Below are 22583 nucleotides of genomic sequence, written 5' to 3'. Positions count from 1 at the left end.
TTAACAATAGATTTAGAAGTTGAGGTTAAAACATGATTTCAAAAGACTACACATTAGGTATTGATATTGGTTCCACTACTGTTAAAGTGGCCCTTTTGGATAGTGATCGTAATATCATTTTTTCAGATTACAAAAGACACTTTGCCAATATTCAGGAAACATTATCTGATCTTTTGCAGGAAGCTTATAAGGTTAGCGGAGATATTACTATCCATCCTGTTATTACAGGCTCCGGAGGATTAACTCTTGCAAAGCATTTGAATGTTCCGTTTGTGCAGGAAGTAATAGCCGTTTCAACATCTTTAAAAGAACTTGCACCCAAAACCGATGTTGCGATTGAGCTTGGTGGTGAAGATGCCAAAATCATATATTTTGAAGATGGTAACGTTGAGCAGCGAATGAATGGTATATGTGCCGGAGGAACCGGATCATTTATAGACCAGATGGCATCCTTATTACAGACTGATGCTACAGGTCTTAATGAATATGCCAGAAACTACAACTCTCTTTATACAATTGCAGCCAGATGTGGTGTGTTTGCCAAGTCCGATATTCAGCCTCTTATCAATGAAGGTGCAACTAAAGAAGACCTTGCCGCTTCTATTTTTCAGGCAGTTGTAAACCAGACAATTTCAGGTCTTGCATGCGGTAAGCCCATAAGAGGACATGTCGCATTTTTAGGAGGTCCTCTTCATTTCCTTGATCAGCTTAAAGCTGCATTTATCCGTACCTTAAAACTTGATGAAGAGCATACCATTGAAACCGATAACTCTCATCTTTTTGCTGCCATCGGCTCAGCCTTAAATGCAAAAGAAGAAGTTTCTTATTCAATGAACGAAATGACTGACAAGCTTTCCCATAAGATAGTTATGGAAGCTGAAGTATCACGTCTTGATCCATTGTTTAAAAACGAAGATGACTATGTCGCATTCAGAACACGTCAGGATAAGTATAAAGTAAAAACCAGAAAACTTGACGGTTACAAGGGAAAAGCTTTTCTTGGTATAGATGCAGGTTCAACTACTACAAAATGCGCCCTTATCAGTGAAGACGGTGATCTTCTTTATTCATTTTATTCAAGTAACAACGGAAGTCCTTTAAAGACAGCAATCTCTTCAATACAGGAAATCTATAAGCTTATGCCCCAAGGGGTAGCTATTGCCCGTTCATGTTCAACAGGATACGGCGAAGCGCTTCTTAAGTCAGCTCTTTTACTTGACGACGGCGAAGTTGAAACAATTGCCCATTATAATGCAGCTGCTTTCTTTGATCCTAAGGTTGACTGTATCCTTGATATTGGTGGCCAGGATATGAAATGCATTCATATCAGGAACAATTCAGTTGATTCGGTACAGTTAAACGAAGCCTGCTCTTCAGGTTGCGGTTCATTTATAGAAACTTTTGCCAAATCACTTGGTTATAGCGTTCAGGACTTTGCAAAGGTTGCTCTCTATGCAAAATCCCCTGTTGACCTTGGAACAAGATGTACTGTTTTCATGAATTCAAGGGTTAAACAGGCACAGAAGGAAGGCGCTGATGTAGCTGATATTTCTTCAGGTCTTGCCTACTCTGTTATAAAAAATGCATTGTTTAAAGTAATCAAGGTCTCTGATGCAAAAGATCTGGGAAATCATATAGTTGTTCAGGGTGGCACATTCTATAACGATGCGGTTTTAAGAGCATTTGAAATCATTTCGGGTGCCGAAGCAATTCGTCCTGATATTGCCGGAATCATGGGTGCTTTTGGTGCTGCTCTTATTGCAAGAGAACGTTTTTACGAAACTGATAATTATAAAACTACAATGCTTGGAATTGATCAGATCAATAATCTTGAATATTCCACAAGCATGACAACATGCCAGGGATGCACGAATCACTGCCGTCTTACTGTAAACAAATTTACGGGTGGCAGAACTCATATCTCCGGCAACAGATGTGAAAGAGGTATCGGAAAAGTTAAGAATGCCGATAATATTCCTAACCTCTTTGATTACAAATACAAGAGAATTTTTGGTTATGAGCCCCTTGAAGCAGACAAGGCATTTAGAGGAACTGTTGGCATTCCAAGAGTCCTGAATTTTTATGAAAATTATCCATTCTGGTTCACTTTCTTTACAAAGCTTGGCTTTAGGGTTGTTCTTTCTCCAAGATCAACACATCAGATTTACGAGCTTGGTATTGAATCCATTCCCAGTGAGTCAGAATGCTACCCTGCAAAGCTCTCTCACGGACACGTTGAATGGCTGATAAAGCAAAAGGTTGATTTCATCTTCTATCCGGGACTTTTCTACGAGAGAAAAGAAGTTGAAGGAGCTACCAACCATTACAACTGCCCTATTGTTACTTCTTATTCGGAAAATATCAAAAATAATGTTGAAGCCATCACAAACGGTGAAGTTAAGCTGCGCAATCCTTTCATGGCATTTACAAGTCTTGAAACTGCTACTGCTTCACTTGTCAAAGAATTTTCCGAAATTTCAGCCGAAGAAGTAATCGAGGCTTCCAGACTCGGCTGGGAAGAAATGCAAAAAGCCAGAAAAGATATCCAAAATAAAGGCGAAGAAACCCTGAAATGGATGGAAGAAAACGGAAAGCATGGAATTGTCCTTGCAGGCCGACCATACCACGTTGATCCTGAAATTAACCACGGTATTCCTGACATGATCTGTTCCTATGGCGTTGCGGTTCTGACAGAAGACAGCGTTTCACACCTTGGAAAACCGGACAGGCCATTAATTGTTTCTGACCAGTGGATGTATCACTCAAGACTTTATGCTGCTGCAAGCTTTGTAAGAACACGTGACGACCTCGACCTTATTCAGCTCAACTCATTCGGATGTGGACTTGACGCTGTAACAACCGATCAGGTCAATGATATCCTTTCCGGATCTGACAAAATATATACTTGTCTTAAAATTGATGAAGTAAACAGCCTTGGAAGTGCCAGAATAAGGGTTCGTTCTCTCCTTGCGGCTATTCGTGTAAGAAAGCAAAAAAATGAGCAGAGAACTATCCGTTCTACTGCTAATAACAGAGTTCTTTTCACCGAAGAAATGAGAAAGAACTATACAATACTTTGCCCTCAGATGTCTCCTATTCATTTTGATATCTTAGAGCCTGCTTTCAGAGCTTGTGGTTATAACTTTGTTGTAATGCAAAATGACAACAGACATGCTATAGATATGGGACTTAAGTATGTAAACAATGATGCCTGCTATCCTTCTCTTTGGGTTGTCGGTCAGATTATGGACGAACTCCATTCAGGAAAATATGATCTTAACAGAACCGCTGTGATAATGTCGCAGACCGGTGGCGGCTGCAGAGCTACAAACTATGTCGGCTTTATCCGCAGAGCTCTGAAAAAGGCCGGTATGGAACAAATTCCTGTTGTTTCACTTAACCTTTCAAAGCTTGAAGCAAATCCGGGCTTTCATATCAACTTTGAAATGCTTGAAAGAGCAGCCTACGGCGCTGTATTTGGTGATATTTTCATGCGTTGTGTATACAGAATGAGGCCTTATGAAAAAGTAAAGGGTTCTACTGAAGCTGTTCATAAAAAATGGAAAAAAGAATGTATTGATTTTGTATCCGCAAAGCATATGAGCTTTATTAAGTTCCAAAAGATGTGCCGCGCTATAATTGAGGATTTTGATAAAATCGAAATTACTGATGAAGTAAAGCCAAGAGTTGGCGTTGTTGGAGAAATCCTTGTTAAATTTGCTCCGGCTGCCAATAACCATCTGGTTGATCTATTGGAAGCTGAAGGTGCAGAAGCTGTTGTTCCGGATCTTATTGATTTTATGCTCTACTGCTTCTACAATCAGATTTACAAAGCAAAAGAACTCGGTACATCAGCTAAAACAGCTGCACTTATGAGAGTGGCAATTTGGGCAATTGAAAAGCTTCGTGGTGGCGCTACGAAAGCCTTTGAAAAAAGTGTGCACTTTGAGCCGCCGACAAGCATCTACAAGCTTGTTGAATATGCTAAACCAATCGTTGATATAGGTAATCAGACCGGTGAAGGCTGGTTCTTAACAGGTGAAATGGTTGAACTTATAGAACAAGGTGCAACAAATATTGTATGTACACAGCCATTTGGATGCTTGCCTAATCACGTTGTAGGAAAAGGTGTTATTAAACAGATGAGACATTTGTATCCGGGATGCAATATCGTTGCAATTGATTATGATCCCGGTGCATCCGAAGTAAATCAGCTTAACAGAATTAAGCTCATGCTCTCAACTGCTCAAAAGAAAGTCGATGAATCAATAAAAAAAGCAATGTAAAAAATTAGCACATCACAAAATGTGATGTGCTAATTTTTTATTTTAATTTTGCATTTAATTTTTCAATTGCATCTTCATGTCTTTGAATAGCAAAGGTTGCTGATTTTGCCTTAAGTTCGGCATTCATACGCTTCTTATGTATTTCATTGGCCTTCACGTAATATTCATAAACATCTTCATCAGCAAGTTCGAGAAATTTATCGGCAAAACAACCGGGAAGGACAAACTTCTTGACAACATCGGCAAACTTAACTTCAATGTACTTGCCATCCTGTTTAATAACCTGTCCTTCACCAAATTTTTTATGAGTTACCTTAAGTTCAAGTGCAGACTTTTCACCCAGTTCCTGTTCATCTTTATCAAGCAGAGCAAGCTCATGATCAAGTTCCGTTTGAAGAGCCTTAAGTTCTTCTATCTGTTTAGCATTTTCTTCAAGCATTTCTTTAGTCTTCTTTGTAGGTTTCTTTTTTAAATCAGTCTTTACTTCAAGGTCATCGTTCTCTACATTCTGGGCCATAGAATAATCTCCTTGTCTAAACTCATTCTAATAAAATAAACGACCTAACAAATATATTTTAACTTATTTTAATAGAAAAAACAATGATACCACGGTCCATAAAATATTAACAATTTATAATGAAGTCGTAATTCCGGGTTTCAGTTCAACATGTTTTTTATCAACTTCCAGCCAAACACTTATAGCATTTGGATTGTAAGCAAAATCACCATTTACCGATACCTGAACTCTTGAAGCAGCATCCATATAATCCACAATTTCAATATTGGTTGCATACCAGATGTCATCCTTACCGGACACAGTTTTTGCAAAATTTTCGATAACATTCCAATTCTTATCTATCTCAAACTCATAGCTGTGTCCCCATACATAGAACATGTACAAGTACTGAGTTTTGTGAAGTCCTATAAATTCTTCTGAAAGGCGCTGCAAAGCTTCATTTTTGTGACTACATGTTGGATTCCATCTAAGATAATCTGTAGGAAGTGCAAAATTAAGTGTGGAATGTACTGTTCTGGCATGTCTGATGCCACAAGCCTTTAATGCATCAACAACATTGTCATCAACTGAACCGTTAGGATATGCAAGTCCTCTGACAGTGTAGCCGAGAGCTTCTTCAAGCTTTCTTCTGTCCTCAATAACCTGAAGAACCATCTGTTCTTTAGGACATCTTGCTATTGTGGGATGCAAAACCGTGTGACATGCAACTTCATGACCTTTGTACAGTTCTTTAAATTCTGAAAAAGGTATCCTTTCATCATAATCATTGGTAAAAGGTCTGTCCCCAAGACCTGAATTAACGTTAAATGTGCCTTTAAGCCCATACTCGTTAAATAGCGCAACAAGTCTCCTGTCAGCAATTTTACCGTCATCATAGCTAAGTGTTAATACTTTATGCTTTCCTCCGGGAAAACATGTATAAATATTCTTAAGCTCCATCTCTTTTATCCTCCCATTACATTTTTTTGGTTAAAACTTTGGATGCCATTTTTCTCTTCTCTTCGTCTAATATCTGTCCCCACTGATATGGTGTGTTCTGATATACGTAATAGTTTAGCCAATTTGTATAAAGAATATTGGCATGACTTCGCCACAAAAGATCAGGTGTGTTCTCTGGATTATTATCAGGATAATAATTCTTGGGCATCTTTATATCAAGACCTTTCGAAAGATCTCTTTTATATTCTGAGTCAAGTGTAAGCCTGTCATATTCAGCATGCCCCATTGCAAATATCTGACTTCCAGTTTTATTCATGCAAAGGAATATTCCTGCCTCATCAGATTCTGCCAAAACCACAAGATCTTTACACTTATGTATATCTTCAGCAGGTGTTTCCGTATGTCTTGAATGAGGCATTGAAAAAACATCATCAAAGCCTCTTACAAGGGGAACTTTTCTATTCATTACCCTATGCTTGTAGATACCAAATCTCTTTTCACTGAGAGGCTTTTTATCTATTCCGTAATGATAATAAATACCGGCCTGTGCTCCCCAACAGATATGAAAGGTTGAAGTAACATTAGTTTTGGACCACTCAAACACCCTGCATAATTCATCCCAGTAATCAACTTCTTCAAAAGCCATTTGTTCTACCGGTGCACCGGTTATTATAAGACCATCATATGTGTTGCCTTTCAGTTCATCAAATGGATGATAGAACCTGTTTAGATGGTTGGGTGAAGTATTTGATGAATGGTGAGAACTCATTTGCATAAAAGATACATCAATCTGAAGAGGCGTGTTGGACATGGATCTTAATAACTGCAACTCAGTGTCCTCTTTAAGCGGCATCAGATTTAATATACAGATCTGCAAAGATCTGATATCCTGATGAAGCGCTCTGTTTTCATCAACTGCAAAAATATTTTCCTGCTCGAGGATTTCCCTTGCCGGGAGGTCGTTCTTAATCTTAATTGGCATTAGTCATCACCCCGTAATTAATAGAATATTTTTCCTGCTTCAAGATTCCTTCGATATTCACATGCTTTTGAGAACAACAGATTCGGATGAATACATTTTTTTGCTGCGGAACACTCTTCAAATCTTGAACAACAGGCAAAATCCGATGATTTAGAATTGTAATTCTTAAGTGAAAGAAGGATGCTTGATTTAAAATATGGTAAAAGTTCCTCAGAGTTTTTATCAATTCTAAAAAACGGTTTACCATTTTGCGGCGTTTTTATTTCTGCGCTACAGGGAATCTGAATGAGTTCAAACTCATCAGAGTTTCTTGGCTCTATTCTGATTATATTCTCATTTGACTTTAATTCCGATTCAACAATTCTTGAAATTATGGTATTTCTTGAACTTTCTCTGGAATCTTCAATAATATCGGCTTCATAAATACATATGGAATATGAAGTAATAGAATTATCGATTCTGCTTCTGTTTCCCTTTAATGATAATGAATCTTCCGGAAGATTTTCCTGAGAAATAATTGTTTTCATAAGTTCCGATAATTGTTTCTTCCAGCCGACAATCTCATCATTAGATAAGATTACCAGGTCATTATCTTCCTCATCTGAACTGTCTTCATTTATTACCTTGGAAGAATCTGCATATGTTGCGCTGATAGAATCCGGAATGCTCCCTGCAATAACCTTATCGAAAACCATCAATTCATAAACATAATGTGTAATCTCCGAATCAACTATAGCTCTATGGGCATTTGAATAGTCGATACCAAATATTCCGGCTAAATCTTCCAGTCTATGGTGATTAAGCTGTGGATATTTTTTCCTCGATAAGTTCAAGGTGTCAACATAATCATTGTTTAATGACTTTTTGGTGTACTTTTCGAATAGTCTTGATATAAACTTATTGTCAAAAGCTTTAATATTATGGCCTATGATAACCGAATCCAAAAAGAACTCTTTAATTCTTTTGGCAGCTTCTTTTGGCTCTATACCCTGATTTTCAAGAATATCATCAGTTATTCCGGTAAGCTTTACTATTCTTTCCGGTAAGGGTTTTGATGCTTTAATAAATAATGATAAGCGCTCTGTTTCCATCCCGAAAACATATCTTATACCGCCGAATTCTATAATCTCATCCTGTTGACAATCAAGACCTGTCGTTTCAATATCGTAAACTATATATGTGGATGGATAATCAAATATTTCTTTTGCTTCTGTGGCCTGAACACATTCATCCAAAGAATTATCCTCTTGCATAAATGTATTCTTTTGCATTTCTGCGAAATAATCAGAATGTATCATTATTTTATTGCCATTTATAAGAGTCAACTCAAAAATTTTGCTCCCGCTTGGCATTAGATCATTTGCAACAGAATAATCCACGACTTCATATTCGTCGCTGAATTTACCATTCTTTTTTATGTATCTTAGTCCTTTGGTTACAGGAAGACCATGCAACTTACGGAATTCCTTAGTATCAAGTTCATTTAATTTTTTATAATTGTCAGCCATTTTGGTTTTCTTTAATTACTCCTGTACTTATTAAATCAATGAGCTGTTGCTCTGTAATAACCGGAATTCCCAAGGATTGTGCTTTTGTAAGTTTGCTTCCGGCAGCTTCACCCGCTACAAGGTAATCGGTTTTTTTACTGACTGAACCTGTGCACTTTCCGCCGTTATTTTCAATCAATTCAGTTACTTCTTTTCTGCCAAGTGAAGGCAATGTTCCGGTTACAACTATAGTTAAACCGGAAAGATTTGTGCCGGACTGTGTTTTTTCAGGCATTATGGTGTTTACACCAAGATTTTTCATTCTTTCCAGAATTTCTATATTGGTCTTGTTGTTAAAAAATTCGATAATACAGTTAGCTGTTGTATCGCCAATATCTCCGATACTTATTAAATCATCATATGATGCCTTGGATAAATCATCCATTGAAGTAAAATGCTTGAATAATAACTTTGCGGTATTTTTACCAACATTCCTGATTCCTAATCCTGTTAAGAGTCTGATTGGTTCATTGCTTTTGGATGCTTCTATTGCATTTAATAAATTATCCAGTTTTTTACTATTACCATTTTTTTTGTCAGCGTTGAAAAGAGGAACTTTTTTTGAATTAAGAAGTTCTTCTTTTCTGTTTATTAAATTAAAAATATCGGAAAAGTCTTTTATAAACCCGGCTTTTATGAGCATATCAACAATCGCATCGCCAAGCCCCATAATATTCATGGCATCTATTGAGGCAAAATATGATATGGTTCTTGAAAGCTGTGCAGAACATAAAGGATTAACACAAATAATATCCGCGGTGTCGTCCTGTTGAAGCTTGCTTCCGCAGACAGGGCAAAATGAAGGAGCATTAAAAACTTTTGCAGGTTTTTCAACACATCCGTTTAACTTTGGAATAATCTCGCCACTCTTAAAAACTTTATATGTTCCGCCAAGACCAATAGACATGTCGTTTATATAATCCTGATTATGCAAAGTGGCTCTTGACACTTTAGTTCCACATAACCTTGCAGCTTTTCCGGTAATCTTATCTCTGAATATACCGGTAAAGGTAAGCTTTCCGGTTCTTCCAACATCAACAATTATATCCTCCATTATTACATCTCTTTCTTCAGGGGGATACTTATAAGCAATATGACCACTGGAATATTTTGAACCGGCCGGAAAATCATCACGATAGCTAATCTGATTTATCTTTACTACAGCACCATCAATATCGTACTCAAGATTTTCTCTCATGTTTGCAATTTCATCAATTGCAAGAATAACCTCATCAGCATTATTGCAAAGTCTATGAAAAACTGTAGCAACACCATGCTCATTTAACATATCAAGACTCTCGCAGTGATTTTGCGTGATTTCATCCGGACCTTGCTGGATATTGAAAACAAAAAATTTAAGTCCTCTTTTTGCCGTAACAGTCGGATCAAGCTGTCTTAATGTTCCTGCAGCAAGATTCCTTGGATTGGCAGCAGTTTTTTTGGATAATCTTTCCTGCTCATCATTATATTTTTCAAAATCAGCCAAAGACATATAAACCTCGCCTCTAAGCTGAAGTGAGTCATAAGGAAGATCAATATATTTTTTTACATCAGGGATAACAAGGGCATTAGCAGTTACATCTTCGCCAATAAGACCATCTCCTCTGGTTTCCGCCAGAGTAAGTTTTAAAGATCCCAAGCTGTCTTTTTCGTATCTTAGCGTCATACTTAAGCCATCTATTTTAGTTTCAACCGAGAAGGTACAATCCGGATGAAGATTTTTTACTTTATTTACCCATGAAATAACGTCTTCCTTGTTAAATAAATCTTCAATAGACAGCATAGGAACATCATGAGTTACTTTTACACCTGCTTCTCTTTTGGCAACACCGCCAACAATCTGACTTGGGGAAGAAGCTGTTACAAATTCAGGATTATCTTTTTCGATTGCTTTAAGCCTGAGCATGAGCTGATCATACTCATAGTCAGATATTTCAGGCTCATCCTGATTATAATATAAATCCATATGATGCTTTATCTCTTTTACAAGAGCATCATACTCTTTTCTTACTAATTCTTTTTCCATACATTACTCCTCTAAAATGTGAGTTTATTATCTGACTAAGTCTGGTCGGATGCTGATACCGTAACTCAGCTAAATACGCTTCGAACGGTATCATGCTCCCAAATTTGTAATATTTACAGTATAATCTTAATTTTTCTTATAATCCAGCATCTTTACAGAGTTTTTTTACTTCCTCTTTTGTAAGAACGATATGTTCTCCGGGCTTTAAGTTATAATCCTCAAGCCTCACACTCATTACCCGGATTCTTTTCAGTTTTTTAACCGAAAAGCCAAGAGCATCACACATTCTGCGGATTTGTCTGTTTAATCCTTGGGTTAATACTATGTCAAAAGAGTATTTTCCCGTTTTTTTCACCTTGCAGGGGCGTGTTTTTTTATCAAGTTCTTTTAAATATATACCGCCTGACATGGCCCTTATAAAGTCTGCGGTGACTTCTTTATCTACAGTCACTTCATATTCTTTCTCGTGACCTGAAGCACCTCTCATCATGGCATTAATAAGATCTCCGTCATTTGTCATAAGCAGAAGCCCTTCTGACTCTTTATCAAGTCTTCCGGCATATGTAACTCTTTTTTCAAAGCCAAGGTCCTCGATTACAGTTTTTTGGGCAAATTTATCTTTTTCTGTGCAGGTAACTCCAACAGGCTTATAATATGCAATTACAATCTTTTCTTCCTGTAATGAAATTTCTTTTCCGTCTACTAAGACCGTATCCCCATCTAAAACGAGCGCTCCAAAGCCTGCAATTTCGCCATTTATGCTAACTCGGCCTTCCTCTATCAGCTTATCAGCCTCTCTTCTCGAACATACACCACAACCGGCAATAAATTTATTTAGTCTCATAATTATTAATCTCAATCCATACAGTTATCAGAAAAAAAGCTGACGATATTATTATCTAACTAATATCGTCAGCCATCATTTATACTTCGGCTAAAGAAGAAATAGCTCTGTCCCCGATCAAAAGATCATAGGATTCACGGATATGTGCAATCACATGCTGGTTGGAAGCCTGAAAATGTCCAAACTCATATGCCATTGTAAACAATGAAGCAAACACCTTAGGCTCTTCATCAAGTCTCTTAAGATCAAGATAATATAAACCATCTTTTTCATTTTTATAAAGAGAACTTGAAATCTTAAGATCTCTTGGTGCCTTCTTACAAAACTCAATAACAGTATTTATATTTCCAAAAGTAAAAACATATTCATGGAACTTAAGACGTTCCTTATCCTTGTTTACTTTCGTGGCTCTGTTTGAAATTTTGTCAGCCTTTTCCTTGTTAGTGGCAGCTGATGCGTTCTGATTAATGGAAATCTTGTTCCTGTTATCAGAAGTATTCGATTCTTCCATTATATTTTTAACAGAATTGGTAAGCTGCTTAAGGCTTTTTAAGTATTCATTAAGCCTGTTTATTCTGTCTTCATTTTCTGAATCACCGATATCTTCCAAAACATTTTTGGGAATTGTAATTCCTGCTTTTTCAGTAAGATTTTTTAATATTTCACCAAATGATGCGGAGGCATTTTCTGATAGCGTTAAAGAAATAGAATGATCCGGCAATACGGTAATCTGCATCGGCATAAAAGAGCCTGTTGGTTTATAATCAACTTCCTCCTGAGCTTTTCTCATGACATCATGCAAAAAGTCCATAGCTTCTTTTTTCTTTTCAAATAAATCTTCGAGCTTAATTCCCTGCTCATCCATATCATCTTCAGTTATAATGCAAGTAACAGTATCTTTATTGATTCTTTTAAATTCCATTAAATAACATCCCTTCAAAAAACGAAAGTTACGACTCTTATTTTACATCATTTAACAAATTCTTGGAAGACCTTCTCCATACATTAAACCAATGATTCGTTTGCCGCCGATTTTTGTATTAAGAACTACATTTCTTTTATTGGCTGTATCAGTATTTTTTATTACTTCACCAATTATACATGCATTTTCGCCATATTTGGATTGTTTTATTATAGAAACCGCTCTGTCAGCATCTTTGGATGAAACAGAAAGAACCATCTTTCCTTCGTTGCCCATATACATGGGATCAAGCCCTAACAGTCCGCAGAAGTCTTTGACAGCAGGTGAAACCGGCATTTTTTCTTCATAAAGGTCAATGTTACATCTTGAACTATCACAGAACTCGTTAAGTACAGTTCCAAGCCCTCCCCTTGTTACGTCGCGCATGGCATGAACTTCGATTTTCTCTTCCAAAAGCCCTTTTACCATTTCGACAAGGGGCGCTGCATCAGAGACAATATTGTTCTGTATTCCCATTCTTGTTCCTAAAATTGCAGCGTGGTGGTCGCCAAGATTACCTGAAATAATAATCTTGTCACCGTCCTTGAGATTAAATGGCCCCGGCACATCAAGATCTTCCGAAACAAAACCAACTCCGGAAGTATTGATTATAAGCCCAGGCACACCGCCTTTATTTTCAATTACTTTTGTATCACCGGTTATTATCTTAATTCCCGCTTCGCAAGCAGTATCCGCCATGGATTTTATCACACGATCCAAAATATCAATGTCAAGGCCTTCTTCCAATATGCAGCCACATGTCAGATACATTGGCTTAGCACCACTCATTAAAAGGTCATTAACAGTACCGCATACAGATAATCTTCCTATGTCTCCACCGGGAAACTCAATTGGAGTAACAACAAAGCTGTCCGTTGTAACCGCCAATTTACCTGCACCTTCAACCACAGCTGAATCTTCAAGTTTATCTAAAATTTCATTATGAAAATGCTTTGCAAAAATCTCTTTTATCAATTTAGAAGTCGACTCACCGCCACTTCCATGTGCCATTGTAATCTTCATCTGTTTATCTTCTTCCTGATACAAAATAGTTATAGCAACTGCCCTCCGTTGATACCATGCATGCACCATGGGCGTTATCCGGCGTGCATGATTTGCCGAACAAAGGACATTCAGCCGGCTTTATCTTACCAACCAAAACTTTTTCGCAACAACATCCGGGCGGCATATGATCTTCATCAAGTCCGAAGCTTCCTGCATCATAAGAAGAATACTCTTTTCGAAGAATCATTCCGGAGCCCTTGATTTTACCCATTCCTCTCCATGAAGCATCCGATACTTCAAAATATTTATTTACAACTTCCATTGCTTTTACATTGCCCTGACCTGTTACTACATTCTTATAGAAGTTTTTTATGCCGGATTTCCCTTTCATGTTTACAAGAGCATATATGGTCATTATAAGCTGCTTTCCTTCAAAACCGGACACAACAAACGGGATTCCAAGCTCATCTGAAAGTTCTTTAAAGATGTCACTTCCTGTAACAGCAGAAACATGTCCCGGAGCAATAAAACCATCAATTCCGCCGCCGTTTTTCACAACCCATCTGATCACTTCAGGCATGGTTTTTAAAGAAGTCAAAAGTTTTAAGTTCTTTACGCCATCTTTAACAGCCTCTTCCAAAACCATTGCGTACACTGGCGTAGTGGTCTCAAAGCCTATGGCAGCAAAAACGTAGGTCTTTGAAGGATCCTCCTTTGCAAGCTTAACAGTTTCCATTGGAGAATAAACCATCCTGACATGTCCGCCGTCTGCCTTGGCATCAGCAAGAGACTTATTTGTCCCTTTAACTCTTATAAGGTCGCCAAAGGTAAGTACCACAGTATTATCATCCATGGAAAGTTCCACAAGTTTGTCAATCACTGCTGTAACAGTGACACAAACAGGACATCCCGGCCCTGAAATAAGCTTGATCTTTGGAGAAAGCATAGATGGAATACCGTTTTCAGAAATTGCGGCAGTATGAGTTCCGCATACTTCCATGATATGAACTTCTTCTCCGTCATAATTCTTTAATTCATCAAGAATATCTTCAAAACTTAATTTTGCCATATCAAACTGTCAAATCCTCAATCTCATTAAATAATTCTTCCATTTCATCAGCAAGCTTATCGTCCATTGTCTGAATAATACAGCCCGCATGAACAAGGACTCTGTCTCCAACCTTCACATCAACAAGTCCTGCCTGAGCTATAACAGTATTGCCACTAAAATCCACCGTAGCTTTAGTGCCATCTATTTGAATAACTTTACCTGGTATTGCAACGCACATATTTATTCCTTCCTTAATAATCCATAATAAGCCTGACCAAGAGCAATTCCCGAGTCACCTGATGGAACAAGCCTGTTCCAATATACATTAAATCCTTCTTTTCTTAAAACAGAAACTGTATTTTTTAATAAAATTCTGTTGGCAAATACACCGCCGGATAAACATACATTTATTTCTTTTGTTCTGTCTTTCAGTATACTACAAACATTTAAGATATATGAAGTCAAAGACATATGAAAACCATATGCAATATCTTTAATATCATATGCCCCCGAAGCCTTGCATTCGTAAATCTGCTTAAACAAATCCAATTGATCTAAAATAATTGTTTCTTCATCATCAACCATCTTACATTCAAATACGGGATAATTCACTCCGTCGGATTTAGAAGCTTCTTTTTCAAGGCTGCAAGCACATTCGCCTTCGTAAGAATTGTAGGTTTTTATTTCCAAAAGCGCCGAGACTGCATCAAACAGCCTTCCTACACTTGATGTCTCAAAAGTATTTATATTATTTAAAAGAGCAGCTTTCACAATATCGGATATATTATTGCCTAAAGCATACTCATAGCAATTTTTAACAAGATCTGCTTTTTTGGGAGCACTGTCACCTCCCATAAGCTTTATATATGACAGGTGTCCTGCTCTTTTATATTCAGTATCCTTGCATAAAAAGATTTCACCGCCCCATACTTTACCGTCATCACCAAAGCCTGTTCCATCAAAAGCAATTCCTATGCAAGAGTGTAAACTGTTTTCAGCCATTACAGATAAAACATGTGCATAATGGTGCTGAATACTTAAAAGCTTTATATTTCTTGCTTTGGCATAATCAAAAGCTCTTTTTGACGAATGATACAGCGGATGTCTATCGCACACAGCAATATCAGGTGTAAAAGAAAAAAGCTTACTGTATCTGTTTATTAATAAATCAAAATTATCCAGCGTTTTAGCATCTTCAAGATCACCGATAAACTGGCTCATGATCACTCTGTCTTTTTTGGCAAATGAAAAAGTACTCTTTAAATCCCCTCCAAAACACATTATTGAAGAATCCGAACATGTACTTGGGCAAAGTATCGGCAATGGTGCAAATCCCCGTGCTCTTCTTATAAACTGGGAGGAAAAAATATCTTTATCCTGCTCTATGACAAACATTACAGAATCATCCTGGGGCTGATTAATTCTTCGATCATGATAAAGAATACCCTCAACACATAATTCCTTATTAAAAAATGTGTTTTTAAAATCCTTATCATCAATTATCATGGGCTGACCTGAGATATTTGCACTTGTACAGACAAGCGGACCTAGTTCGTCCGTCAAAAGTCTGTGAATCCCTGCAGATGGTAAAAAGGCCCCAATATAGTCGCTATCCTTACAAACCTCATAATCAAAGCCTTTCTTTGCTTTCAATAAAACTATAGGTCTTGCAGATGATAAAAGAAGTTCTTCTTCTTTAGCATTAACAAAAGCTCTTTCTTTTATTTTATCTATAGTTGAAAATATAACCGCAAAAGGTTTATTTTCACGTCCTTTTATAAGTCTTAATCTCTTTAAAATTTCATCTTCAGGTTTACAGATAAGCTGGTAGCCGGATATTCCCTTTAAGCCAAGTATCTTATTGTTTTTTAATAATGAAACAGCTCTGTCTACAGCTTCTTGTCTTTCCAGATGGCAGGTACCACTGCCATCAAAGTAGTCCAAAATCATAAAAGGACCGCAATCATGACATGAAATAGTCTGTGCATGTGTCCTTCGACCATTCTTATATTCATGAGAACATTTTGGACACATGGTAAAATCCGACATTGTAGTTGTGTTTCGATCATATGGAAGTGAATCTAAAATGCTTATTCTGGGACCACATGAAGCACAACTGATAAGCGGATACTTATATCTTCTGTTATCAACCGAAAGCATTTCAGTAAGACAAGTATCACAAACTCCTATATCAGGCAAAAATACAGGTAATTCAGATTTTAAATCCACCACTGTGCTTTTGACTATAGAAAAATCAGTAAAGAAAAAATTCACTTCATCTAAAACAGTTTTTTCTACACTCAAAATAAAAGCGCCATCCGGATGCTCATCTTGAAGCATATTGGTAAAGCTATCAATTATCTCTTCAGAGCCGGATGCTATAATTTCAACAGCAGCGCCAATATTCTTTACCTGACCAAATAGTCCGTATTCATTTGCTTTTTTTAATACAAAAGGGCGGTAGCCTACACCCTGCACCGCCCCTTTGACTATAATTTTAACTGTCATCAGTCTTTCTTTTCTTCTGTTTTAACAGGTGCAGCACCACCGGCCTGTGCTCCATTTGCATTTACCGCAGCAGCTTTTGCTGCAGCTGCAGCAGCCGCACGCTCTTTAGCAGCCTTCATAAGTGCCTCCTGAGCTGCTATAGCTTTCTCTGACTGTTTAAATGTTTTAGTAATCTTCTCTTCACCGGGTTCCTGGAATCTAAGGCCCATAGAAAGACATTTCTTAGGACAATTATCAACACAGCATCTACACTGAATGCAGCTCATTGGTCTGATTGACCAGGTTTTAGCTGCCTTATCAACCGTAATAGCATGTGTAGGACATTTAATTGAGCAAAGACCACAAAGGACACAGACATCCATATCATTCTCAACATGGCCTCTTGTTCCCTCAGGATATTGCTTTTCTGTCTTTCTTGTATATGGCTTTGATACTAGATTACGAAGAATTGTTTTCTTAAAACTTACAAATGCCATCTTTAATCTCCATCCAAAAAAGAATAATCGTTATCTTTCAGTACAACTGATACAAGGATCGATAGTAAGTACAAGAATAGGTACATCTGCCAGATCGCATCCCTTTAATGTCTCCACAAGGCCTGAAAGATTAGCAAATGTGGGAGTTCTAACTCTCATTCTATCTATGAACTTAGTTCCGTTTGCTTTTACATAATAAAGTGCTTCGCCACGAGGCTGTTCAATTCTCATCATATATTCGCCGTTAGGCATACCCTTTACAGGTACATCGATATCGCCTGAAGGCATCTTATCGATACACTGACGAATAATATCAAATGCCTGGAATATCTCCTGAATACGACAATCGGTACGAGCATATGAATCACCATCATTAGAAACTATAGGCTCAAAATCAATATCTCCATAAGCACAATATCCTGTTGATCTGATATCTCTGCTTATTCCGCTCGCTCTAAGGAAAGGTCCCGCACATCCAAGGGCATCTGCCTGTTCAGCTGTAAGAACGCCAACACCGCGAAGTCTTGTCTGTACAGCCGGATCATTAAGAAATGGCTTGGCAATCGCCTTAAGATCCTCTTCCATTTTATTAATTCTCTGATAAAAGTCCTTTAACATTTCATCAGATACATCACGTCTTATACCGCCGATCTTCATAACAGAAAAAATAACTCTGCCACCTGTTGATGCTTCAAACATATCAAGAGCATCTTCTCTAAGTCTCCAGCAATCCATGTAAAGAGACTCAAATCCAAATGCATCAGCCAATAAACCGAGCCAAAGAAGATGTGAATGAATTCTTGAAAGCTCTGACCAGATTGTTCTAAGATATTTTGCTCTGGCAGGAACCTCAATATCCATAATATGCTCTACACACTCTGAATATCCAAGTCCATGACCGAGAGAACAGATACCGCAGATACGTTCTGCAACATAGACCATTTCATTAAAATCTTTTTTATCAACCAGCTTTTCAAGACCTCTATGGATGAAACCAATTGAAGGAATTGCTTCAACAACCTTCTCATCCTCCATTACAAGGTCCAAATGAATTGGTTCCGGAAGAACCGGATGCTGGGGTCCAAATGGAATAACACTTCTTGTTGACATTACAGTTCCTCCAATTACTTAAATGGTGTCTCTATCGCTGTACGATAAAGCTTTCCTTCGAAGTCTATATTGATCATCTTAACCTTTACTCCGAAAAGGTCATGCATTTCATTTTCATAAATAAAAGCACAAGGATAAATACTTGTAATACTTGAAATCTCCTGCTCTTCCGGAAGTGTGATCTTAAGCTGTTTAACCTCAAGTTCTTTTCCAAAAGAATATATAAGTTCATATCCATCAGGGATACGTGTAGCACACTGCTGCATAAGGTGGTAACCTTGAAACTTAAGCTTCTGTGACTCATCAATAACGCTTTCAGGATTTACACTAATAAATTCTGTATTCATTATTTATTATCTCCTTTCCCGGCATTATTATTCGTTGAGGCTGCCCCACCTGCAACAGGTCCCGCTGCCGGTGCTGCACCTGCATTAGCTGCAGGAGCCGGCTTCGGAGCCGGTTTAGCAGTAGCTTTTATTTTTTCTTCAGCCTGCTCACGAAGCGCTTCCTCTGTAAGAACCGCATCATACTGTGTACTTGGATCGTAGTCATCAGCTGTCATATGAACAGCCATCTTGCTGTAATCAACAGTACAATAGCCCTGCTTCATAGATTCCTTAAGCTTTGCTCTCTTCTCTTCAAGAATGCCAACGGCTTTAACAACACCTTCAATAAGAGCTTCAGGTCGTACAGCACATCCCGGAACATATACATCTACAGGAACAACTTTGTCAGCTCCGCCCAAGATGTTATAACACTCTTTAAAGATACCGCCGTCACAAGCACAGATACCGCAGGCAACAACAACCTTCGGATCCGGCATCATATTATAAAGCTGCCTTACAACAGGAGCTGTCTGAGCATTTATTCCGCCTGTTAAAAGCAAAACATCAGCATGCTTAGGATTACCGGTATTAATGATACCAAAACGCTCTACGTCATAAAGTGGAGTCATTGTGGCAAGAACTTCTATATCACAGCCATTGCAGCTGGATGCATCATAATGTAACACCCATGGTGATTTAGATATTTTCATTGATCTCACATTCCCTTCTCGTATTATTTAAGTACGTTAAGAATAAGCAGATTAGTACCTGCAAAAATTAAAATTACTGACCAAGTAACTTTGAGCATTGTGATGTATTTTACACGAGGGAACAGATTATCAATAAGTGTCTCAAGGAAAAATACTACTGCACATGCAATCAAAGCCCAAACTCTGCTGATAGGATTGGCTGTCAAGAAGAACATACCAACTATACCCATCATAAGAACTGTGTCATACCACTCAGCTATTTCAACGAATGCAAGGTTATTACCTGAAAGATCAGTTGTAAGACCTTTAACCATTTCCTGATGCATATGATGTGAAGTACTAAGGTCAAATGGTGACTTACGAAGCTTAATAATAAGAATAAATACAAATCCAATAAAGAAACCGGGAATCTGAACGATTGCAGGAACTTTTGCCTGAATCAGGTCATTTACCATAAAGCTTCCGTTTGCATAGTAGAAACCAATTGCAACAAGAAGTGTCATAGGTTCGTAGCACATCATCTGTAAGAGCTCACGCTGAGCACCCATGATACTGTAAGGACCGTTAGTAGAAAAAGCGGCCATTACCATAACAACTTCAGCCATTGAAAGAGCAAAGAAAACCAAAAGCATATCTCCGCCCGCAAAGAACAATGTACCTGTGAAGATTGTCATAATAAGATATCCTGTAACGAACAGAACCTGAATGCTGTTAACAACGGTTGTCTGCTTGTTAAGAAGCTTATATACATCATAAAACGGCTGAAAAACCGGAGGCCCCTGTCTGCCCTGCATACGTGCAGAAATAACACGATCCACACCTGCAAGTGTTCCCCCAATCAGTGGTGCCAAAATAATATAAAGAATAGCCTTAAAAATAATCATAGTCATCAGAAAGCACCTCCAACTACAATAATAAGCATAACCGCAACAAGTACAGTAGCTACATAAATACATGGCCAGAGAAGTTTCTTTTCACCAAAATAATCAGTCATGTACCAGTTTGACATATAAAGAGCTCTCTCTTTTCCAAAAGAGTCAATATAATGTCTGTCATCACCGGCATTAACACCGGCAACATAAGACATAGTCATCTTTGAGTTCTTACCAATTGATAAAAATCTTGATCCGATAGGAATCATAAATACCATGGCAACCATTATCATCATGATGATTACATCGCTTCCGCCGATAACATCCGGAATGCTTGTATGATATGCCTCATCAAGGATAGGCTGTATCATATGCCCTGACATCCACGGGAAAGCAAAACACATGATAACGATAAGTGATGTTAACGGGAAAATGGAAACCATTTCACTTCTTGGTGTAATATCCTCAAGTTCAAATGACTGATGGATTACCGTACAAATCTTTCCAAGCCATTTAGCCCAATAGAACAATGTGCTTCCTGAACCAAAAACAAGGAAAAGAACAAGCCAGACAGATCCGGAATCAACGAATGATTTAAGAGCTGCCCACTTGGAAACAAGCATACCAAACGGAGCCATAAACATACCGCAGATACCAATAATCATAATAAATGCAAGCCTTGGAAGTTTAATGATAAGTCCGTGCATATCCTCAATATCACGGCTTCCCATGCAGTTTTCAATATCACCGACAGTCTGGAACAGAAGTGATTTAGAAACAGCGTGGAAAAGAACAAGCATTACAGCTGCCCATACACCTTCAGTTGTACCTGTGCCGGCACATGCTGTAATAAGTCCCAGGTTAGAAATTGTTGAATATGCAAGTACTTTCTTGCCATCACTAACTGTAATTGCAAGAAGTGATGCAGCAAAGAATGTAAAGCCACCAATTACGGTGATCATGATTCCTGTAAGGGTTCCTGCCATAACCGGAGCCACTCTTATAAGCATATAAACACCAATCTTAACCATTGTAGCTGAATGAAGAAGCGCACTTGATGGAGTTGGCGCTACCATGGCACCAAGGAGCCATCTTGAGAATGGGAACTGTGCGCTCTTTGTAAGAGCCGCAAAAGCAAAAAGTGTAACAGGCACAATAACAACAGCCGGAACTGATGACTGTGTAACCTGACTTAAATTTGAAATCATAAGCTCAGGATTCAGATTACAATATAAAAGTCCGGCAGCAAAACCACAGCCGCCAAGAAGGTTCATCCAAAGAGCCCTAAATGAATTGTCTACTGCTTCCTGTGTTCTCGTATAACCGATCATCAGGAATGAGCAAACACTTGTGATCTCCCAGAAGAAATAAATCCATCCGAGATTATCAGAAGAAATAAGACCAAACATTGCACCAAGAAAAACAAACATAAGTGCCAGGAAGTAATTTGAACGATCCTGAACATCAGTATGATGGTGATGATAATCTTTCATGTATCCTGATGCATAAATGCAGATAAGAATACCTACAATTCCTACAATCAGATACATTACTGCAGCAAAAGTATCAATACGAAGATGTGTATTACCTTCTACCGCACGTCCTGTTAAATCCATCCAAAGTACAGGAATGGTTCCAACAAGAGAAAAAATAATAGCATAGTACTTTTTGTACTTGATGCTAAGGAAGCAAACAAGCCCCATCAGGAATATCTCGCCGGCAATAACGATCATATCCGGAATATGTGTGTGTTCAAGGTAAACAAACTGAGAAGTATCTCCGGATGTAAGTACCTGAACCGCAACATAAACAGCAGTTGCCATAATTGTGAATCCACCAATTATGATGACTGCACTTCTCAAAGGACTGGCCTTTTTGAGAAATCCTATGATCACTGCCACGATAAAGGGAAATAAGATAAGGAAGTTTACTGCGTTTAAAATTGGAATAGCCAAGGTGTTTCGCCCCTTTCACATACATTTTTCATGAGATTAAGCTCATGAACTCTTTAAAAATTTGTCGATAGCGTCATTTAATTCTTTGACAGCTCCGTCATCACCGTCCTGAACAGCATGAACAATACAATGACTGATATGTTCTTTTAAAAGCTCCTTGCCGCAGCCGTTAATTGCCGACCTGACAGCTGCCAGCTGAATAAGAACCTCAGTACAATCCTTGTCATCTTCAACCATCCTTTTGACAGACTCCAGATGTCCTATGGCTTTAGACAGACGGTTGACAATTGCCTTGATCTTCTCAGGATCATGGTGATGATTATGGGTATGAGAACTCATAAAAAACCTCCAAAAACAATGTGCGCTTTCGTTAATTTTTTGACTTTTTAATTTAAAAAAAGACAAATCCCAACAAAACCGCACACCAAGCCGAAATTTATTATATTTCTATTACAAGAAAAAATCAAT

The 22583-nt window shown here is 38.0% G+C and carries 19 protein-coding genes; 1 reads left to right on the top strand and 18 read right to left on the bottom strand.

What is annotated here, in order from left to right; genetic code table 11:
• Positions 1–32 precede the first annotated feature (32 nt).
• On the top strand, positions 33–4286 hold the full coding sequence (locus tag J6O61_RS17295) for a 2-hydroxyacyl-CoA dehydratase (protein ID WP_292215563.1): 4254 nt from the start codon (positions 33–35) through the stop codon (positions 4284–4286).
• 37 nt (positions 4287–4323) lie between these two features.
• Here J6O61_RS17295 and J6O61_RS17290 read toward each other — a convergent pair whose 3' ends face one another.
• The 18 genes from J6O61_RS17290 to J6O61_RS17205 all read right to left on the bottom strand — a co-directional run bounded on the left by J6O61_RS17290 (position 4324) and on the right by J6O61_RS17205 (position 22454).
• A complete protein-coding gene (locus tag J6O61_RS17290) occupies positions 4324–4803 on the bottom strand; it encodes a hypothetical protein (RefSeq protein WP_292215562.1) in 480 nt (159 codons plus the stop codon).
• A gap of 114 nt (positions 4804–4917) precedes the next feature.
• Complete coding sequence (locus J6O61_RS17285; protein WP_292215561.1) at positions 4918–5742, bottom strand: polysaccharide deacetylase family protein; 825 nt, start codon at positions 5740–5742, stop codon at positions 4918–4920.
• A 16-nt stretch (positions 5743–5758) separates the two neighbouring features.
• Positions 5759–6724, bottom strand: coding sequence for a homoserine O-acetyltransferase MetA (gene metA / locus J6O61_RS17280; RefSeq protein WP_292215560.1), 966 nt, complete (start codon positions 6722–6724; stop codon positions 5759–5761).
• A 17-nt stretch (positions 6725–6741) separates the two neighbouring features.
• Complete coding sequence (locus J6O61_RS17275; RefSeq protein ID WP_292215559.1) at positions 6742–8232, bottom strand: 3'-5' exonuclease; 1491 nt, start codon at positions 8230–8232, stop codon at positions 6742–6744.
• Positions 8225–10297 (bottom strand): NAD-dependent DNA ligase LigA, encoded by a 2073-nt coding sequence (gene ligA / locus J6O61_RS17270; RefSeq protein ID WP_292215558.1) that lies wholly within the window; start codon positions 10295–10297, stop codon positions 8225–8227. Before ligA ends, J6O61_RS17275 begins: the two co-directional genes overlap by 8 nt.
• A gap of 136 nt (positions 10298–10433) precedes the next feature.
• Positions 10434–11141, bottom strand: a complete 708-nt coding sequence (locus tag J6O61_RS17265) for a pseudouridine synthase (RefSeq protein ID WP_292215557.1) — start codon at positions 11139–11141, stop codon at positions 10434–10436.
• A gap of 79 nt (positions 11142–11220) precedes the next feature.
• Positions 11221–12063, bottom strand: coding sequence for an adaptor protein MecA (locus tag J6O61_RS17260; RefSeq protein WP_292215556.1), 843 nt, complete (start codon positions 12061–12063; stop codon positions 11221–11223).
• Between the two features lie 51 nt (positions 12064–12114).
• Entirely contained in the window at positions 12115–13125 is a 1011-nt protein-coding gene (hypE, locus tag J6O61_RS17255) for a hydrogenase expression/formation protein HypE (RefSeq protein ID WP_292215555.1), read from the bottom strand.
• Positions 13126–13129: 4 nt separating this feature from the next.
• Positions 13130–14176 carry a hydrogenase formation protein HypD gene (gene hypD, locus J6O61_RS17250; RefSeq protein ID WP_292215554.1) on the bottom strand — a complete coding sequence of 349 codons (1047 nt, stop codon included), beginning with the start codon at positions 14174–14176 and terminating at the stop codon, positions 13130–13132.
• 1 nt (position 14177) lies between these two features.
• Positions 14178–14396 carry a HypC/HybG/HupF family hydrogenase formation chaperone gene (locus J6O61_RS17245; protein ID WP_292215553.1) on the bottom strand — a complete coding sequence of 73 codons (219 nt, stop codon included), beginning with the start codon at positions 14394–14396 and terminating at the stop codon, positions 14178–14180.
• A 2-nt stretch (positions 14397–14398) separates the two neighbouring features.
• Positions 14399–16666 (bottom strand): carbamoyltransferase HypF, encoded by a 2268-nt coding sequence (hypF, locus tag J6O61_RS17240; protein ID WP_292215552.1) that lies wholly within the window; start codon positions 16664–16666, stop codon positions 14399–14401.
• Positions 16666–17142 carry a 4Fe-4S dicluster domain-containing protein gene (locus J6O61_RS17235; RefSeq protein WP_292215551.1) on the bottom strand — a complete coding sequence of 159 codons (477 nt, stop codon included), beginning with the start codon at positions 17140–17142 and terminating at the stop codon, positions 16666–16668. Before J6O61_RS17235 ends, hypF begins: the two co-directional genes overlap by 1 nt.
• 30 nt (positions 17143–17172) lie before the next feature.
• A complete protein-coding gene (locus J6O61_RS17230; RefSeq protein ID WP_292215550.1) occupies positions 17173–18252 on the bottom strand; it encodes a hydrogenase large subunit in 1080 nt (359 codons plus the stop codon).
• Between the two features lie 14 nt (positions 18253–18266).
• On the bottom strand, positions 18267–18599 hold the full coding sequence (locus J6O61_RS17225; protein ID WP_292215549.1) for an NADH-quinone oxidoreductase subunit C: 333 nt from the start codon (positions 18597–18599) through the stop codon (positions 18267–18269).
• Entirely contained in the window at positions 18599–19288 is a 690-nt protein-coding gene (locus J6O61_RS19520; RefSeq protein WP_330613818.1) for an NADH-quinone oxidoreductase subunit B family protein, read from the bottom strand. The genes J6O61_RS17225 and J6O61_RS19520 overlap by 1 nt, the downstream gene beginning before the upstream one ends.
• A 23-nt stretch (positions 19289–19311) precedes the next feature.
• The gene (locus tag J6O61_RS17215) at positions 19312–20178 is read right to left on the bottom strand and encodes a respiratory chain complex I subunit 1 family protein (protein ID WP_292215548.1); all 867 of its coding nucleotides are present in this window, start codon (positions 20176–20178) and stop codon (positions 19312–19314) included.
• Positions 20178–22061 carry an NADH-quinone oxidoreductase subunit 5 family protein gene (locus tag J6O61_RS17210; RefSeq protein ID WP_292215547.1) on the bottom strand — a complete coding sequence of 628 codons (1884 nt, stop codon included), beginning with the start codon at positions 22059–22061 and terminating at the stop codon, positions 20178–20180. The genes J6O61_RS17215 and J6O61_RS17210 overlap by 1 nt, the downstream gene beginning before the upstream one ends.
• Before the next feature lie 96 nt (positions 22062–22157).
• The gene (locus tag J6O61_RS17205; RefSeq protein WP_292215546.1) at positions 22158–22454 is read right to left on the bottom strand and encodes a metal-sensing transcriptional repressor; all 297 of its coding nucleotides are present in this window, start codon (positions 22452–22454) and stop codon (positions 22158–22160) included.
• Positions 22455–22583: the final 129 nt, after the last annotated feature.

This window comes from Butyrivibrio sp. (genome assembly GCF_017635265.1).
Taxonomy (GTDB): Bacteria; Bacillota; Clostridia; order Lachnospirales; family Lachnospiraceae; genus Butyrivibrio.
Note: the sequence above shows the minus strand (reverse complement) of the source record. Positions and strands in the feature narration are given on the sequence as shown.